The organism is Ramlibacter sp. (assembly GCF_035627355.1).
GTDB lineage: Bacteria > Pseudomonadota > Gammaproteobacteria > Burkholderiales > Burkholderiaceae_C > Ramlibacter.
The window spans coordinates 1-16,331 of record NZ_DASPLW010000017.1 but is presented as its reverse complement, the minus strand read 5'-3'; the positions used below and the strand labels follow the sequence as shown (position 1 = coordinate 16,331).

Genomic DNA, 16,331 nt, shown 5'->3' with positions numbered 1-16,331 from the left:
CCATGACGACAGCAGCCTTGGCATCGAATCCCTTCGCCCTCATGACGGATCCGACCGCCGTGCGCGAAACGATCGACAAGTCCGAGCAGCTCTCGCGATTGAGCCAGCGCCAGTGCCATCCCCTCGACCGGGCGGTGATCCGCAGCGCCAGCGCCGAACTCGCCGCCTACGATTCCAAGATCGACCGCACCACCATCTACCTGCCGCCGGAAGAGGACTCCAAGCCGTCCTCGCTGACCCGCAGCTACGGCCGCCCGTACAACTGAGGCCCCGCCTTCGCGGCGACGACGCCGTGCCACCACCCGGTGGCACGGCGTTTTCATTTCCGGGGGCGCGCCTTCCTCAGCGAACCGGCTCGCGCATCGTCACGAATTCCTCGGCCACGGTGGGGTGGATACCGATGGTGGCATCGAACACGGCCTTGGTCGCGCCCGCTTTCATCGCCACGGCGAAGCCCTGCACCACCTCGCCTGCGTCCGGGCCAACCATGTGCAGGCCGACGACGCGATCGGTGGCCTTGTCCACCACCATCTTCATCAGGCAGCGCTCGCCGCTGCCGGTGAGCGTATGGCGCAGCGGACGGAAGTCGCTGCGATAGACCGCGACCTGGCCGAAGCGCTCGCGGGCCTGCGCTTCGGTCAGGCCGACGGTGGCGATGTTCGGGTGCGTGAAGACGGCGGTCGGGATGTACTCGTAGCCCATGCGGCGGCGACCGTCGCCGAACAGGTGGTCGACCACCGCCATGGCTTCGCCGAGCGCCACCGGCGTCAGTTGCAGGCGCGCGGTGACGTCGCCCACCGCGTAGACCGAGGGCACCGAGGTCCGGTAGTGGGTGTCGACCTCGATGGCGCCATGCCGCCCCTGCCGGACGCCGGCCGCCTCCAGCCCCAGTCCGTTCACGTTCGGGACGCGGCCCGTGGCGAACAGCACGGTATCGGCCTGCAGCCCGCTGCCGTCGTCCAGCGTCAGCTCCAGCCCGGCGCTGCCGCGCTCGATCGCCCGCACCTCGCTGCCCAGGCGCAAGTCGATGCCGCTGCGGATCATCTCGGCGGCGATGAACTGCCGCACCTCGTCGTCGAAGCCGCGCAGGATCTGCTCGCCCCGGTACAGCACCGTGACCTGGGCGCCCAGCCCCTGGAAGATGGAGGCGAACTCGCAGGCGATGTAGCCGCCGCCGACCACCGCCAGCCGCCGCGGGAACGGCTCCAGGTCGAACATGCTGTCGGAGGTGACGCCCAGTTCGGCACCGGGGACGGGCAACAGGGTCGGCGTGCCGCCGGTGGCCAGCAGGATGTGCCGCGCGGCATGCGTCTGCAGCCCGGCCTCGGTGCGCACCCGGACGGTGTGGCCGTCCAGCAGTTCGGCCCAGCCGCGCAGCACCTGCACGCCGGCGTCCGCCAGCAGCTGCTCGTACACGCCGTTCAGCCGCGCGATCTCCGCTGCCCGGTTGGCCTTGAGCCGGGCCCAGTCGAAGCGCGGCTCGCCCACGTCCCAGCCGAAGCCGGCGGCATCGGCGAAATCGTGCGCGTAGTGGGCGGCGTAGGCATACAGCTTCTTCGGGATGCAGCCGACGTTGACGCAGGTGCCGCCCATGGCCGCGGCTTCCGCCAGGGCGACCCGGGCGCCGCGCTGGGCGGCCATGCGCGCGGCGCGCACGCCGCCGCTGCCGCCGCCGATGACGAAGAGGTCGAACCGGGATGTGTCACTCGCCATGGAGACTTCCTTGTGCATGGGGCCGGTGGCATTGTGGTCCGCGATCCGGAAAGCGTGCCGCCGCGGGGTTTCCGCCCGGCGCCCGGCGGCAGGCCCGCCGCTATCATCCGGCCATGACTGCGGCACCGCTCTGGTACCACCGGCTGGGCCACGTGGGCGCAGCCCCGCTGCGCTGGGTCCTGAGCTGGTGGGGCGTGGTCTTCTTCGGCGCCATGCTGCTGGCGCTGGCCCTGTCGCCTTCCAGCTACCGCGACCCTCGCACCCGCCTCGCGCTGGCGCGCCACACCTGGCTGGACACGGCCCCCATCCTGCTCGGTTTCTCCATGCTGTGCGCGCTGCTCACGGTGGTGCTGACCAAGATCGTGGTGGTCACCGCCCGCAGCTACGGCCTGTCGCAGTACGCGCTGGAGATGGTGATCCGCGTGCTGGTGCTCGAGCTGATCCCGCTGACCGCGGCGCTGTTCGTGGCCCTGCGCTGCACCATCCCCAACGGCGCGGCCCTGGCGGAGATGCGGCGCACGGGCCACTTCGGCGTGCTGCGGCGTGCCGGCGTGGAGCCCCTGACGCGCGAGGTGCTGCCGCGCCTGCTGGCCGGCATCTTCTCCACCACCACGCTGGCGGCCCTGAGCTGCGTGGTGGCCGCGGTGGTGGCCTACTTGGCCGTCTACGGCCTCGCCGGAGAGGGGCTGCCCGCTTACACGCGGATGTTCGGCCACGTGTTCAACCCCTCGGTGTCGCTGATCTTCGTCATCAAGACGGTGTTCTTCGGCCTGGCGGTGGCGGTCATCCCGATGGCCTCGGGCGCCAACGAGGACATCGCCACGCCCAGCTCGCGCGAGAGTGCCGCCCTGCAGGGGCTGGTGCGCATGTTCGCCGTGCTGCTGCTGCTGGAATCGCTCTCCCTGGTGGGCAACTACTACTGACCCATGCCGGACACGCCCCTGCAGGATTCGGAACCCTCGGCCGCGCCGCCGGTGCCGCAGCTGGCGCTCAAGGCGCGGCTGCTGCTGCTGTTCACCGTGCTGCTGATCGGCGCCGCCGTCACCTACCTGCTGTACGCCCGCGGTTTCTTCGAGCCGACCCAGACCCTGGTCCTGACCACCGACGACTCCGAAGGCGTGTCGGTGGGAATGGACATGACCTTCTCCGGCTTCCCGATCGGCCGCGTGCGCAAGGTGGAGCTGGGCTCCACCGGCGACGTGCGCATCCTGATCGACGTGGCGCGCAAGGACGCCCACTGGCTGCGCACCAGCAGCGTGTTCACGTTGGTGCGCGGGCTGGTGGGCGGCACGGCGATCCGGGCCTTCACCGGCGTGCTGACCGACCCGCCGCTGCCGGACGGCGCCGAGCGACCGGTGCTGCGCGGCGACGCCACGGCGGAACTGCCGCGGGTGATCGCCTCGGCGCGCGAGGTGCTGGAGAACCTGACGTCCATGACGCGCGAGGACGCGGCCCTGCGGGCCAGCCTGGCCAACGTGCAGGCGGTCACCGAGAAGCTGAAGGGGCCGCAGGGCGCGCTGGGCGTGCTGTTCGGCAACGAGGCGGACGCCCGCCGCCTCATCACCACGCTGGAGCGCACCAACGCGCTGCTCGCGCGCTTCGACACGCTGGCGGCCAAGGCCGACACGCAGGTGTTCGGCCCGGACGGCGTGGTGCGCGAGACGCGCGCGACGGTCGTGCAGCTCAACGGGCTGCTGGCCGACACGCGCGAGAGCCTGAAGAAGGTGGACGCGGTGCTGGTGGAGGCGCAGGCGGTCGGCGCCAACGTGCGCAGCGGCACCGAGGACCTGGGCGCGCTGCGCGGCGAGGTGGAAGCCAGCCTGCGCAAGGTCGAGTCGCTGATCAACGAGATCAACCGCAAGTGGCCGTTCGCGCGCGAGACGGAGATCAGGCTCCCATGAGGCCGGCCATCGTCGCGGCCTCGATGGCGCTGCTGCTGGCGGCCTGCGGCAGCCGCCCGCCCGCACCCGACTGGCAGGTCAATGCCCATGGCGCGCTGGAGCGCTACCAGCAGGCCTGGCTCGCCGGCAACACGCGGGTCGCGAATGCCGAGTTCGACCGGGCGCGGCACGAGTTGTCCGCCACCGGCCGGCCCGGCCTGGTGGCACGGGCCGAACTCACGCGCTGTGCGCTGCAGGTGGCCAGCCTCGACTTCGCCCCCTGCGCCGGATTCGAGGCGCTGCGCGCCGACGCGCCCGCCGCCGAGCGCGCCTATGCCGACTATTTGCAGGGCGCGCCGGCGCCCGCGGAACTGCTGCCGGCGCAGCATCGAGCCGTGGCGGCCGGCGCCGACGCCGCGCAGGTCGCGGCCATCGAGGATCCCCTGTCGCGGCTGGTGGCCGCCGGGGTGGCCGTGCGGGCCGGCCGCGGCTCACCGCAAATGCTGCAGGCGGCGGCCGACACGGCGTCGGCGCAGGGTTGGCGACGACCGCTGCTGGCCTGGCTGGGCGCGCAACTCAAGCTGGCCGAGCAGCGCGGCGAGCACGACGCTGCGGCGCAGTTGCGTCGCCGGATCGCGCTGGCCGGCGGCGAGCGCTGAATCAGCGCCGGCCGGACGGCGTGCGCAGGGTGATCGAGTAGCGCAGCGACTTCGTCGGTGCCACGCTGTGCTGCCAGGACCAGCGCGCCGGGCCGCGCAGCAGGTAGATCGAGCGCGGCGCCAGGGTGAGCTTGAGCACGTCGCTCCGCCGGGTATTGCGGGGCGGGTACGGCCGGAAGCGCATCACGGCCTCGTCCAGCAGCGACACGCCGACCACGTCCTCGAAATCCGGCACGTCGCGGTGCCAGCCCAGCGGGGTGCCGGGGCGGTATTCGGCCACCAGCGCCTGCGTGAAGCTCCCCGGCTCGATGTCCAGCCAGCCGGCCACCCGCGAGCACAGCGGCTGCAGCCATCCGGGGATGGGCTCGGCGGCGCCCAGCCGCTGCGCGCTGAAGTCGTACTGGCCGCCGTAGCTCACGACCCGCCGCAGCGCGGTGTAGCCGCGGTACTGCATGGGCGCCAGCGGCAGCGCTTCGATCGTGTGGATCAGCGCCGACTCTTCGCCGGCGGTGAGGAAGTCCGGCTCATAGCGCATGCCTTCCGGCAACTGCGCGGGAGCAGTGCCGAAGAGATCCGGCTGGAGGGAGGAAGCCACGCTGCCAGTCTCGCCGAAGCGGGGGCGGACGTGTCATGGCTGGCTGCCCTGCTTGCGCCGCTGGCAGCGCCTCGACGGTTCGCTGACAGACGGGGAGGGGAGCCGCCCAAGAGAAAAGCCGGGACGGGCCCGGCTTTTCGATGGATAGGTACCACCGGGGAAGCGCGCCGCGCTTCTCCGGTGGATTTGTTTACGGCTTGGAAGCCGTGGGGAAAGGCCAGGCGGCCTGCGGGTTCAGAGTGGTCTGCGCCGCAGGAGCCGCAGCCGCGGCGGGCGCCGACGCGGGCTTGGCAGCAGGGGCTTTGGCGGCCTTCTTCGCAGGCGCCTTCTTGGCAGCAGCCTTCTTCGCAGGCGCCTTCTTGGCGGCCTTCTTGGCGCCGCCCTTCTTCGCCGCCGCCTTCTTCGCGGGGGCCTTCTTGGCGGCAGCCTTCTTCGCCGGCGCCTTCTTGGCCGCAGCCTTGCGCGCCGGTGCCTTCTTGGCCGCGGCCTTGCGTGCCGGGGCCTTCTTGGCGGCAGCCTTCCTCGCCGGCGCCTTCTTGGCCGCGGCCTTGCGCGCCGGTGCCTTCTTGGCGGCGACCTTGCGGGCCGGCGCCTTCTTCGCGGCGGCCTTCTTGGCCGGCGCCTTCTTCGCAGCGGCCTTCTTGGCCGGTGCCTTCTTGGCGGTGGCCTTCTTGGCCGGTGCCTTCTTGGCCGCAGCCTTCTTCGCCGGGGCCTTCTTCGCGGCGGCTTTCTTCGCAGTTGCCATTTCCATTCTCCTGTTCAAGTTGACATCGATATCAACCAAAGAAGCACTCAGCGCCTGTTGGCGGCACCGAGCGATCCATGGGACTGGGCCTCATGCCCAGCCCCATGAACACCGTGACCCGCAGGGCGCCGGCTCTTGCTGGCCGGTCTGCCGTGCGGGAAAAACCTCGAACCCAACGACTTCGCAGTTGCCGTCAATCCCAGGAAAGCGCGCCACCCGACTGGTATTCGATCACGCGGGTTTCAAAGAAATTGCGCTCTTTCTTCAGGTCAATCATCTCGCTCATCCACGGGAAGGGGTTCTCCTCGTTGGGGAACAGCGCTTCCAGGCCGATCTGCGTGGCGCGCCGGTTGGCGATGTAGCGCAGGTAGCCCTTGAACATGGAGGCATTGAGGCCCAGCACGCCACGCGGCATGGTGTCCTCGGCATAGCGGTACTCGAGTTCGACGGCCTTCTGGAACAGGCCGCGGATCTCGGCCTTGAATTCCGCCGTCCACAGGTGCGGGTTCTCCAGCTTGAGCTGGTTGATCAGGTCGATGCCGAAGTTGCAGTGCATCGACTCGTCCCGCAGGATGTACTGGTACTGCTCGGCAGCACCGGTCATCTTGTTCTGCCGGCCCAGCGCCAGGATCTGGGTGAAGCCGACATAGAAGAACAGGCCTTCCATCAGGCAGGCGAAGACGATCAGGCTCTTGAGCAGGGTCTGGTCGGCCTCCGGCGTGCCGGTGCGGAAGTCGGGGTCCATGATCGCCTCGATGAAGGGGATCAGGAACTGGTCCTTGTCGCGGATCGACGCCACCTCGTTGTAGGCGTTGAAGATCTCGCTCTCGTCCAGGCCCAGCGACTCCACGATGTACTGGTAGGCGTGGGTGTGGATCGCCTCCTCGAAGGCCTGGCGCAGCAGGAACTGGCGGCACTCGGGCGCCGTGATGTGCCGGTAGGTACCCAGCACGATGTTGTTGGCGGCCAGCGAGTCGGCCGTGACGAAGAAGCCCAGGTTGCGCTTGATGATGCGGCGCTCGTCCTCGGTCAGCCCGTTCGGGTCCTTCCACAGGGCGATGTCGCGGTTCATGTTGATTTCCTGCGGCATCCAGTGGTTGGCGCAGGTCGCGAGGTACTTCTCCCAGGCCCACTTGTACTTGAACGGCACCAGCTGGTTGACGTCGGTCTGGCCGTTGATGATGCGCTTGTCGGCGGCCAGCACGCGGCGGTGGCTGGGGGCCTCGGCGCTGCGGGTGGCGATGGGCGCGGGCTGTGCCAGCGGCGCGCGCATGCCGTCGTCGAGGGTGCGCAGCGCGGGAGTGGGGGAAGGTTGGAAGGCCGCCGTTGCCAGCGGTGAGGGGGCAGCCGCCTCGCGGTTCCAGGGTGAACCGCTGCTCGGCGGGATCTGCGGTGCGGGCTTGACGTCGTCGTCCCAGGTCAGCATGTGTCTTCCAGTGCTCGGATTATCCGGGCAGTGATGCGGTGTTTCAAAGTGTCCGCTCGCATCACGCCGCGATTGTGTTGCTCGTTTGCATCGGCGTCCTGTCGGAGAACGCCGACACCTCTCTTGATTCGCGCGCGCAGAAATTCAACTGCGATCGGCGTTTCGCGCGATGCACGAACACGCGTGGCGAAAACGGGGTGCCACCGCGAGTCCGGCGTCGCGATCCGCGGGTGGCGCTCCCTCGAGGGGATGGCGCCACCGGCACTCCAGGGGTGGGACCGTTACTGGCACGCTTCGCACGTCGGGTCGTCGATCGCGCAGAACTTGATGTCGGTGGCGGGCACCGCCGCCATCTGCTGCTGCGCGGCCGCAGCGGCGGCGTCGAGCGCCGACATGCCGCCGCTGCTCGCGGCCATGCCGCCGTTGCCGGCACCGTTGGCCACCGCGTTCAGCCGGCCCGACTGCACGGTGGACTTCTCCGCGTGCGTGGCGCTGATGGTGCGCAGGTAGTAGGTGGTCTTCAGGCCGCGCACCCAGGCCAGCTTGTAGGTGTCGTCCAGCTTCTTGCCGGAGGCGCCGGCCATGTAGATGTTGAGCGACTGGGCCTGGTCGATCCACTTCTGGCGGCGCGCGGCGGCCTCCACCAGCCAGACCGGCTCGACCTCGAAGGCGGTCGCGTACAGCGCCTTGATGTCCTGCGGCACCCGGTCGATCGGGCGCAGCGAGCCGTCGAAGTGCTTGAGGTCCATGACCATCACGTCGTCCCACAGGCCCAGGCGCTTGAGGTCGCGCACCAGGTAGTGGTTGATCACCGTGAACTCGCCCGACAGGTTGGACTTGACCGACAGGTTGCCGAAGCAGGGCTCGATCGAGGCGTCCACGCCGATGATGTTGGAGATCGTGGCGGTCGGGGCGATGGCCACGCAGTTGGAGTTGCGCATCCCGTCCTGGGCGATCTTGCGGCGCAGCGCATCCCAGTCCAGGCTGGCCGAGCGGTCGACCTCGACGTAGCCGCCGCGGGCCTGGGCCAGCAGGTCCAGCGTGTCGGGCGGCAGGATGCCCTGGTCCCACAGCGAGCCCCGGTAGCTGGAGTAGCGGCCGCGCTCGCGCGCCAGCTCGGTCGACGCCCAGTAGGCGTGGTAGCAGATTGCCTCCATCGAGCGATCAGCGAATTCCACCGCCTGCTCCGAGGCGTAGGGGATGCGCAGTTCATAGAGCGCGTCCTGGAAGCCCATCAGCCCCAGGCCGACCGGGCGGTGGCGCAGGTTGGAGTCGCGCGCCTTCTTGACCGCGTAGTAATTGATGTCGATGACGTTGTCCAGCATGCGCATGGCGGTGGACACCGTCTTCTTCAGCTTCTCGTGGTCGATGCCGCCGTCCTTCAGGTGCTGCAGCAGGTTGACCGAGCCCAGGTTGCAGACCGCCGTCTCGGTGTCGCTGGTGTTGAGCGTGATCTCGGTGCACAGGTTGGACGAGTGCACCACGCCGGCGTGCTGCTGCGGGCTGCGCACGTTGCAGGCGTCCTTGAACGTGATCCAGGGATGCCCGGTCTCGAACAGCATCGACAGCATCTTGCGCCACAGGTCGGTGGCGGCCACCACCTTGCTGGGCTTGATCTCGCCGCGCCGAGCCTTTTCCTCGTAGGCGACGTAGGCCTTCTCGAAGTCGGCGCCGAACAGGTCGTGCAGCTCGGGCACGGAGGAGGGCGAGAACAGGGTCCACTCGCCCTTTTCCATCACCCGGCGCATGAACAGGTCGGGGATCCAGTTGGCCGTGTTCATGTCGTGGGTGCGGCGGCGGTCGTCGCCGGTGTTCTTGCGCAGCTCCAGGAACTCCTCGATGTCCAGGTGCCAGCTCTCCAGGTAGGTGCAGACCGCGCCCTTGCGCTTGCCGCCCTGGTTGACCGCCACGGCGGTGTCGTTGACCACCTTCAGGAACGGCACCACGCCCTGGCTCTCGCCGTTGGTGCCCTTGATGTGGGAGCCGAGCGCACGCACCCGGGTCCAGTCGTTGCCCAGCCCGCCCGCGAACTTGGACAGCAGCGCGTTCTCCTTGATCGACTCGTAGATGCCGTCCAGGTCGTCCGGCACCGTGGTCAGGTAGCAGGACGACAGCTGGCTGCGCAGCGTGCCGCTGTTGAACAGGGTCGGCGTGGACGACATGAAGTCGAAGCTCGACAGCACCTCGTAGAACTCGATGGCGCGCGCCTCGCGGTCGATCTCGTTCAGGGCCAGGCCCATGGCGACGCGCATGAAGAAGGCCTGCGGCAGCTCGATGCGGGTCTTGCGCACGTGCAGGAAGTAGCGGTCGTACAGGGTCTGCAGCCCCAGGTAGTCGAACTTCAGGTCGCGCTCGGCCTTCAGCGCCGCGCCCAGCCGCCTGAGGTCGTACTGCAGCAGCTCGGGGTTGAGCAGCTCGGCCTCCACGCCCTTCTTCACGAAGCCGGGGAAGTAGTCGGCGTAGGCCTCGGCCGCCGCGGCCGGCATCACGTCGCGGCCCAGGACCTCCTTGAAGATGGTGTGCAGCAGCAGGCGCGCGGTGGCGTAGGTGTAGTCGGGATCCTTCTCGATCAGCGTGCGCGCCGCCAGGATGGAGGCCTTGTAGACCTCGTCGATCGGCACGCCGTCGTACAGGTTGCGCAGGGTCTCGGCGACGATCGGGTCGGGCCGGACGTCGGCCGACAGGCCGGCGCAGGCGTTCTCGATCAGCGCCTTCAGCTGCGCCACGTCCAGCGGCACGCGCTGGCCGCCGTCCAGGACGTGCAGCACCGGCGCCTCGGCCACTTCGGGCGCCGCCTGGCGGGCGCGCTCCTGCGCGCGGCGCTCCCGGTACAGCACGTAGGCGCGGGCGATCTCGTGGTGGCCGCCGCGCATCAGGCCCAGCTCGACCTGGTCCTGCACGTCCTCGATGTGGAAGGTGCCGCCGCCCGGGCGCGAGCGCACCAGCGCGCGGATCACCTGCTGCGTGAGCGAGTCCACCGTCTCGCGCACGCTGGCCGAGGCCGCGCCCTGGGTGCCGTGCACGGCCAGGAAGGCCTTCATCATCGCGATGGCGATCTTGTTCGGCTCGAAGGGAACGACGGCGCCGTTGCGGCGGATGATCTGGTAGTGCGCCAGCGGGTGGGCGGATGCCTCGGGGGCGGCGGAGCCACCGAAGGACGGGGTGGAATGCGGGGGATTGCTGGCGACACTGGTGGCTTGCATGGGTCGTTCCTTCTTGCTGCGGTTGTTCTGGGAAGGGCGCGAGTGTAATCGCGCGACATTCGTCAAGGACACTATAGATAGTGCCTCGGGTGAGATCAAGCCACTAGCTATAGTGGTTGACCCGTGGACAAGAGGTGGAAGGGATGTGGACAGCTTGTGCGTTTCGCACGCTGCACCGCGCGCAAGCGCGCGCCATCCGGGCAACGAAACAGCTCGTTACGAGATGATCGGCGGGAACGTGGACGCGTCCCACGCGAGGCTGGCCTGCAGGCGCGCCCAGTCGAATCCCGCACCGGGATCGTGCTTGCGACCCGGCGCGATGTGCTCGTGTCCGGCGACATGGCGGATCGGATAGCGCTGCGCGAGCGCGGCGCACAGGCTGGCCAGCGCCTCGTACTGCGCCGGCTCGAACGGGCCGCCCTCGATGCCTTCCAGCTCGATGCCCACCGAGTCGTCGTTGCAGTTGTCGCGACCGCGCCAGCTCGACGCACCGGCATGCCAGGCGCGGTCGTCGCAGCTGACGAACTGCCAGACCTCGCCGCCGCGGCGCACGTAGAAGTGCGCCGACACCTGCATGCCCTCGATCGACTTGAAGTAGGGGTGCGCGTCCCAGTCCAGCCGGTTGGTGAACAACGCCTGCACTTCCTCGCCGCCGAAGCAGCCGGGCGGCAGGCTGATCGAGTGCAGCACCAGCAGGTCGATCACGGCGCCGGGCGGCCGCGCACCGAAGTTGGGCGAATCCAGCCGACGGGCGAAGCGGTACCAGCCGCCCGACCAGAGCGCGTCCTCAGGCGGCGGATTCATTCGGCTCGTCACCGGGTGCGGCGATCGCCAGCCGGGCGATGCGGTAACGGATCTGCCGCAGGCTCAGGCCCAGGCGCTGGGCCGCGGCGGTGCGGTTGAAGCCGGTCTCCTGCAGCGCGCGCACCAGGATCTCGCGCTCCTGCTGGTCCAGCCAGCCCTGCAGGTCGTCGGGCATGGGCGGCTGGCCGGCGGCCGAAGGTTCCGGGGTCGCCGCGGCATTGACGGTCGTGGGCGTTTCCGCCGGTGCCGGCGACGGTGCCGCGGCCGGTGCGCAGACGATGGCATCGATCTGCAGCGTCTCGCCGTCCGACAGCGCCACCGCCCGGTGCAGCAGGTTCTCCAGTTCGCGCACGTTGCCGGCAAGCGGATGGGCCGCCAGCTGCTCCAGCACCGCGTCGGACAGGTGCGGCACCGGCATGCCCGATTCCTGCGCGATGCGGGCCAGCAGCGCGTCGCACAGCGCCGGCAGGTCCTCGCGCCGCTCGCGAAGGGCGGGCAGCACGATCTCGATCACGTTCAGGCGGTAATACAGGTCCTGCCGGAACCGGCCCGCCGCGACGTCGGACGCCAGGTCGCGGTGGGTGGCGCTGACGATGCGCACGTCGACCGCGTCCTCCTGGGTCGAGCCGAGGGCGCGCACGTGGCGCTCCTGGATCGCGCGCAGCAGCTTGGACTGCATGGCCAGCGGCAGGTCGCCGATCTCGTCGAGGAACAGCGTGCCGCCGCGCGCGGCCTGGAAGTAGCCCTCGCGGTCGGCAGCGGCGCCGGTGTAGGAGCCCTTGCGGGCGCCGAAGAACTCGGCTTCCAGCAGCGACTCCGGGATGGCGCTGCAGTTGACCGCGACAAAGGGGCCGTCGCTGCGGTGGCTGCAGGCATGCAACGCGCGCGCTGCCAGCTCCTTGCCGGTGCCCGACTCGCCGCGCACCAGCACCGGCGCCATGCCGCGGGCGACCTTGGCGATGCGCTCCTTGACCTGCTGCATCGCCGCCGAGGTGCCCACCAGCCGCTCGAGCGCGGACTGCGCCGAGGATGCCGCCGTTGCGGCCGCGGCCCGCTCGCTGCGCGGCGCCGGGCCGCGCAGTGCGGCGCGGGCCGGCGCTTGCCGGTCGTGGATGGCCGATGCGACCACGCTGCGGAACTGCTTGAGGTCCACCGGCTTGGTCAGGTAGTCGAACGCGCCGGCCTTGAGCGCCTCGACCGCGTTCTCGGCGGAACCGTAGGCCGTCATCACGATGCAGCGCTCGCTGCGCTGCTGCGCCAGCATGCGCTGCAGCAACTCCAGCCCCAGGCCATCGGGCAGCCGCATGTCGGTGATCACCGCGTCGAAGCGTCTCTCCTGAAGCTGCTGCCAGGCGTCGGCCAGGGTGGCGGCGGAGTCGACCCGGTAGCCCTCGCGCAGCAGCGTGAGCTCGTAGAGCGTGCGCAGGTCCGGCTCGTCGTCGACGACCAGGACCTGAGCGACCGGTGCGGCGGACGGTTGGTTCACGCCGCTATTTTGGCAAAGGGCGCGGACGTGCCCGAGGTGCCCGCCGTGCGGAATGCCACGAAAAAGGCGTTGCCCTCCCGCCGGTCGCCACTGGGCGCGCGTGCGCGCCGGTAGCCGATGCGGGCACCGTGGCGGCCGCACAACTCGCGGCAGATGTACAGGCCCAGCCCGCTGGAGCGGCTCTCGGACGAGAAGAAGGGTTCGAACAGGTGGCGCTCGACGGCTGGCTCCAGCGCGGCGCCGTCGCTCCACACGGTGAGCGTGGGCTCCACGCCCACGGCGGTGGCGACCTGGATCGCGTCGGGCGCTGCGGAGGCATAGCGCAGCGCGTTGTCCAGCAGGTTGACCAGGATGCGCCGCAGGTGGTGTGGCGAGAAATCCACTCGCAGCCCCGGCGCGGCCAGCACCAGCTGCAGCCGCTCCCCGCTGCGCGTCTGTGCGGCCCAGTCCTGGCAATGGGCGCGGACCGCCGCATCGAGCTCCAGCCGCGCCTGCGACGGGTCGATGGGCTGGTGCTGCACGCGCGCCACGTCCAGGATCTCCTCCACGATCTGCGACAGCCGCTGGGCGTTCTGGCGCACCAGCGCGCTCAGCTGGCGCTGCGCCGGCTCCTGCAGTTCCTCCTCCAGCAGCTCGTTGGCCTGCGAGATGGCTGCGAGCGGGTTGCGGATCTCGTGCGCCACCGCGGTGGACATGCGGCCCATGGCGGCCAGCTTCTCGGTGCGCAGCCGCGCCTCCATCTCGCGCAGGTCCTGCAGGAAGATCACGCACAGGCTGTCGCTGGCCGGCTCGTCCGCCGTGGCCAGCCGGGTGCGGGCATACATGTGCCGCGCGGGCGAATCGCCCTGCTGCAGCACGAGGTCGGACAGCTGCGCCTGCCGGGTCTCCAGGGTGCGGCGCGCCATCGCCGCCAGCGGCGCCCAGGCCGCGCGGTCGGCCAGCCGCAGCGGCTCGCCGCCGGCCGTGGCCTGCGCATCCAGCAGCTCGCGCGCCGCCGGGTTGGCGGCCTGGACCTCGCCGCCGGCATCCACCACCAGCACGCCCTCGGCCAGCGCGTCGATCACCAGCTGGTTCACCTGCACCTGCATGCGCGCCACCTTGCGGCTGCGGCGCGCGGCCGCTTCCTCCCGCTCCAGCCGCAGCGCCAGCTGGTGCGCCAGGAAGGCGAGCGCGAAGTAGCCGATGCCGGTCAACCCGGCCTGCACGAAATGGGGTGCGATGTCGCCCGACTGCAGCGCCTGTAGCCAGGCCTCGGCCAGCAGCAGCAGCGCGACCGCAGCCGCCGTGCCCAGCGCGAGCGAGGTCGAGCCCAGCACCGAGGCCATCAGGACCGGTACTGCGAACAGCGGCGCGTAGTAGATGCCGCCGGCTTGCAGGTACTGCAGGCAGGCGAACACCAGCAGGTCGACCCCGATGCTGGACACCCACTGCGGATCGAAGGCGACGCCCGGCCGCGCGGGGCGGGCGAGCAGCCGCACCGCGAGCGTGGCGGCCAGGTAGGTCACGCACATGCCCAGCAGCCAGCCGGACACCGGGGTCGTGCCGGCGATGCTGGCGCCGGCCAGCAGGATCAGCAGGGCCAGTGCCACGCCGACCCGGGCGGTGGCGAAGCCCAGCCAGAGGCGGACGAAAGCGGAGTCCTGCGAAGCGGCGTCGCCCGGGCCGACGGCGGCGGGATCGGCCGTCACGCTCAATTGCCGCCGATGCGGCGGTGCTCGGCGCAGCAGTAGAGGCGGCCGCTGGCGCCCGGCACCGCATCGGGCCGCGGCAGGTGCACCGAGCAGACCGGGCAGCGCACCATGTCCTGCGGCAGCGCCGGCGTGTCGCGCCGTCCGCGCTGGATGTCGCGCGTGCGGGCGCCGCGCCACAGCAGGTAGGCGATCACGATCACGGCCAGGACCAGCAGGTACTTCATGCCGCCGTCCGCCCCAGCACGACCTCCAGCACGAAGCGCGATCCCACGTAGGCCAGCAGCAGCAGCAGCGACCCGCCGTACAGCACGCGCACCGCGGTGCGGCCGCGCCAGCCGAAGCGCGCCCGCCCGAGCAGCAGCAGCGCGAAGGCGCCCCAGGCCAGCACCGAGAACACGCTCTTGTGGTCCCAGCGCCAGGCGCGGCCGTACAGGTCCTCGCCGAACACGATGCCGGCCAGCAGCGTCGCCGACAGCAGCACGAAGCCGGCGGTCACGAAGCGGAACGTGAGCCGCTCCAGCGTGAGCAGCGGCACGCCGGCATGCGGTTCGGCGGCCTGCCGCATCATCTGCTCGCTGCGGCGCATCAGCCAGGCGTGCACGACGGCCGCCGCGAACAGGCCGTAGGAGGCGATGCCCAGCGCCCAGTGCAGCGGCAGCAGCGGCGAGATCTCCGGGTGCAGCGGCGCGCCGGGGAAGACCAGCGCCAGCAGCACCGCCACCGAGCCCAGCCCCGCCAGCGCCCAGCGCGCCTGCATCTGCGGGAACAGCTCGCGTTCCACGGCATACACGGTCAGCACCAGCCAGGCCGTGACCGAGAGCGCCGGCGCGAAGCCGAAGCGCGGCGACTCGCCCAGCAGGGTCCAGCCGAGCACCAGCGCGTGCAGCAGCCAGGCCGCCAGCAGCGCCCAGCGCGCGGCCCGCTGGCTCAGTCGGGTGGCCGCGGCCGCCGGCACCGCGTAGGCCGCGGCGGCGGCCAGCGAGAGCACGGTGGTGGCGGGGCCACTGGCTAGAATCATGCTTCGCAGTTTAGCCCGTGGCCCTTGGGCCTCCCTTGCCCGCCGCAGCCTCCGCGGCACTTCCATGGCCTCCGCTCTCTCCGACAAACTCTCCCGCCTGGTCAAGGAAATGCGCGGCCAGGCGCGCATCACCGAAGCCAACGTGCAGGACATGCTGCGCGAGGTGCGCATGGCCCTGCTCGAGGCCGACGTGGCGCTGCCCGTGGTGCGCGACTTCGTCGCCCGCGTGAAGGACAAGGCGCTCGGCCAGGAGGTGGTGGGCTCGCTGAACCCCGGCCAGGCGCTGGTGGGCATCGTCAACCGCGAGCTGGTCGCCACCATGGGCGAGGGCGTATCGGACATCAACCTGTCGACCCAGCCGCCGGCGGTGATCCTGATGGCCGGCCTGCAGGGCGCCGGCAAGACCACCACCACGGCCAAGCTGGCCAAGCTGCTGATCGACAAGCGCAAGAAGAAGGTGCTGACGGTGTCCGGCGACGTCTACCGGCCGGCCGCCATCGAACAGCTGAAGACGGTCACGAAGCAGGCGGGTGCGGAGTGGTTTCCGAGCACGCCCGACCAGAAGCCGCTGGACATCGCCCGCGCCGCGCTGGACCACGCCCGCAAGCAGTACTTCGACGTGCTGATCGTCGACACCGCCGGCCGGCTGGCGATCGACGAGGCACTGATGCGCGAGATCCGCGAGCTGCACGCCGCGCTCAAGCCGGTCGAGACGCTGTTCGTGGTCGATGCCATGCAGGGCCAGGACGCGGTCAACACCGCCAAGGCCTTCAAGGAAGCGCTGCCGCTGACCGGCATCGTGCTGACCAAGATGGACGGCGACTCGCGCGGCGGCGCCGCGCTGTCGGTGCGGCAGGTCACCGGCGCGCCGATCAAGTTCGCCGGGGTCTCCGAGAAGATCGACGGGCTGGAGGTGTTCGACGCCGAGCGCCATGCCGGGCGCATCCTCGGCATGGGCGACATCGTCGCGCTGGTCGAGCAGGTCACCGCGGGCGTGGACCTGCAGGAAGCGCAGAAGCTGGCCGCCAAGGTCAAGAGCGGCGCGGGCTTCGACCTCGACGACTTCCTGGCCCAGATCCGGCAGATGAAGCAGATGGGCGGGCTGTCCACC

15 protein-coding genes are annotated in these 16,331 nt (G+C 70.4%); 5 read left to right on the top strand and 10 right to left on the bottom strand.

Translation table 11 applies throughout. From position 1 onward, the window contains the following. Positions 1–2 precede the first annotated feature (2 nt). The gene (locus VEC03_RS06250; RefSeq protein WP_324913634.1) at positions 3–266 is read left to right on the top strand and encodes a hypothetical protein; all 264 of its coding nucleotides are present in this window, start codon (positions 3–5) and stop codon (positions 264–266) included. Positions 267–342: 76 nt separating this feature from the next. On the opposite strand, the gene gorA is transcribed toward VEC03_RS06250, so the two are convergent. After that, positions 343–1,713: a glutathione-disulfide reductase gene (gene gorA / locus VEC03_RS06245; RefSeq protein ID WP_324913632.1), complete on the bottom strand. Its 1,371-nt coding sequence runs from the start codon at positions 1,711–1,713 to the stop codon at positions 343–345. A gap of 113 nt (positions 1,714–1,826) precedes the next feature. Between gorA and VEC03_RS06240 the strand changes: the two genes are divergently transcribed. The 3 genes from VEC03_RS06240 to VEC03_RS06230 are packed head-to-tail and all read left to right on the top strand — an operon-like array spanning position 1,827 to position 4,252. After that, a complete protein-coding gene (locus tag VEC03_RS06240; protein ID WP_324913630.1) occupies positions 1,827–2,636 on the top strand; it encodes an MlaE family ABC transporter permease in 810 nt (269 codons plus the stop codon). Between the two features lie 3 nt (positions 2,637–2,639). Further along, complete coding sequence (locus tag VEC03_RS06235) at positions 2,640–3,614, top strand: MlaD family protein (RefSeq protein ID WP_324913628.1); 975 nt, start codon at positions 2,640–2,642, stop codon at positions 3,612–3,614. Beyond that, the gene (locus VEC03_RS06230) at positions 3,611–4,252 is read left to right on the top strand and encodes a hypothetical protein (protein WP_324913626.1); all 642 of its coding nucleotides are present in this window, start codon (positions 3,611–3,613) and stop codon (positions 4,250–4,252) included. The genes VEC03_RS06235 and VEC03_RS06230 overlap by 4 nt, the downstream gene beginning before the upstream one ends. Before the next feature lies 1 nt (position 4,253). Here VEC03_RS06230 and VEC03_RS06225 read toward each other — a convergent pair whose 3' ends face one another. The 9 genes from VEC03_RS06225 to VEC03_RS06185 all read right to left on the bottom strand — a co-directional run bounded on the left by VEC03_RS06225 (position 4,254) and on the right by VEC03_RS06185 (position 15,220). Further along, positions 4,254–4,847 carry an alpha-ketoglutarate-dependent dioxygenase AlkB gene (locus VEC03_RS06225; RefSeq protein ID WP_324913624.1) on the bottom strand — a complete coding sequence of 198 codons (594 nt, stop codon included), beginning with the start codon at positions 4,845–4,847 and terminating at the stop codon, positions 4,254–4,256. Between the two features lie 190 nt (positions 4,848–5,037). Beyond that, positions 5,038–5,592 carry a histone H1-like DNA-binding protein gene (locus VEC03_RS06220; RefSeq protein ID WP_324913622.1) on the bottom strand — a complete coding sequence of 185 codons (555 nt, stop codon included), beginning with the start codon at positions 5,590–5,592 and terminating at the stop codon, positions 5,038–5,040. 193 nt (positions 5,593–5,785) lie between these two features. Next, on the bottom strand, positions 5,786–7,018 hold the full coding sequence (locus VEC03_RS06215) for a ribonucleotide-diphosphate reductase subunit beta (RefSeq protein ID WP_324913619.1): 1,233 nt from the start codon (positions 7,016–7,018) through the stop codon (positions 5,786–5,788). 281 nt (positions 7,019–7,299) lie between these two features. Next, the gene (locus VEC03_RS06210; protein WP_324913617.1) at positions 7,300–10,221 is read right to left on the bottom strand and encodes a ribonucleoside-diphosphate reductase subunit alpha; all 2,922 of its coding nucleotides are present in this window, start codon (positions 10,219–10,221) and stop codon (positions 7,300–7,302) included. Positions 10,222–10,437: 216 nt separating this feature from the next. After that, complete coding sequence (gene ampD, locus VEC03_RS06205; protein WP_324913615.1) at positions 10,438–11,025, bottom strand: 1,6-anhydro-N-acetylmuramyl-L-alanine amidase AmpD; 588 nt, start codon at positions 11,023–11,025, stop codon at positions 10,438–10,440. Beyond that, on the bottom strand, positions 11,009–12,511 hold the full coding sequence (locus VEC03_RS06200; protein ID WP_324913613.1) for a sigma-54 dependent transcriptional regulator: 1,503 nt from the start codon (positions 12,509–12,511) through the stop codon (positions 11,009–11,011). Before VEC03_RS06200 ends, ampD begins: the two co-directional genes overlap by 17 nt. Then, on the bottom strand, positions 12,508–14,199 hold the full coding sequence (locus tag VEC03_RS06195; RefSeq protein WP_324913611.1) for a PAS domain-containing sensor histidine kinase: 1,692 nt from the start codon (positions 14,197–14,199) through the stop codon (positions 12,508–12,510). Before VEC03_RS06195 ends, VEC03_RS06200 begins: the two co-directional genes overlap by 4 nt. Positions 14,200–14,201: 2 nt before the next feature. Then, positions 14,202–14,426 carry a PP0621 family protein gene (locus VEC03_RS06190; RefSeq protein WP_324913609.1) on the bottom strand — a complete coding sequence of 75 codons (225 nt, stop codon included), beginning with the start codon at positions 14,424–14,426 and terminating at the stop codon, positions 14,202–14,204. Beyond that, a complete protein-coding gene (locus VEC03_RS06185) occupies positions 14,423–15,220 on the bottom strand; it encodes a cytochrome C assembly family protein (protein ID WP_324913607.1) in 798 nt (265 codons plus the stop codon). Before VEC03_RS06185 ends, VEC03_RS06190 begins: the two co-directional genes overlap by 4 nt. 64 nt (positions 15,221–15,284) lie before the next feature. On the opposite strand from VEC03_RS06185, the gene VEC03_RS06180 reads away from it, so the two are divergent. Further along, a partial coding sequence (locus VEC03_RS06180) for a signal recognition particle protein (RefSeq protein WP_324913605.1) occupies positions 15,285–16,331 on the top strand: 1,047 nt, incomplete at its 3' end.

Bases quoted from the DNA above. Each gene is read 5' to 3' on its own strand.
- VEC03_RS06250 (WP_324913634.1), top strand. From the start codon at position 3: ATGACGACAGCAGCCTTGGCATCGAATCCCTTCGCCCTCATGACGGAT.
- gorA (WP_324913632.1), bottom strand. From the start codon at position 1,713: ATGGCGAGTGACACATCCCGGTTCGACCTCTTCGTCATCGGCGGCGGC.
- VEC03_RS06240 (WP_324913630.1), top strand. From the start codon at position 1,827: ATGACTGCGGCACCGCTCTGGTACCACCGGCTGGGCCACGTGGGCGCA.
- VEC03_RS06235 (WP_324913628.1), top strand. From the start codon at position 2,640: ATGCCGGACACGCCCCTGCAGGATTCGGAACCCTCGGCCGCGCCGCCG.
- VEC03_RS06230 (WP_324913626.1), top strand. From the start codon at position 3,611: ATGAGGCCGGCCATCGTCGCGGCCTCGATGGCGCTGCTGCTGGCGGCC.
- VEC03_RS06220 (WP_324913622.1), bottom strand. From the start codon at position 5,592: ATGGCAACTGCGAAGAAAGCCGCCGCGAAGAAGGCCCCGGCGAAGAAG.
- VEC03_RS06215 (WP_324913619.1), bottom strand. From the start codon at position 7,018: ATGCTGACCTGGGACGACGACGTCAAGCCCGCACCGCAGATCCCGCCG.
- VEC03_RS06210 (WP_324913617.1), bottom strand. From the start codon at position 10,221: ATGCAAGCCACCAGTGTCGCCAGCAATCCCCCGCATTCCACCCCGTCC.
- ampD (WP_324913615.1), bottom strand. From the start codon at position 11,025: ATGAATCCGCCGCCTGAGGACGCGCTCTGGTCGGGCGGCTGGTACCGC.
- VEC03_RS06190 (WP_324913609.1), bottom strand. From the start codon at position 14,426: ATGAAGTACCTGCTGGTCCTGGCCGTGATCGTGATCGCCTACCTGCTG.
- VEC03_RS06185 (WP_324913607.1), bottom strand. From the start codon at position 15,220: ATGATTCTAGCCAGTGGCCCCGCCACCACCGTGCTCTCGCTGGCCGCC.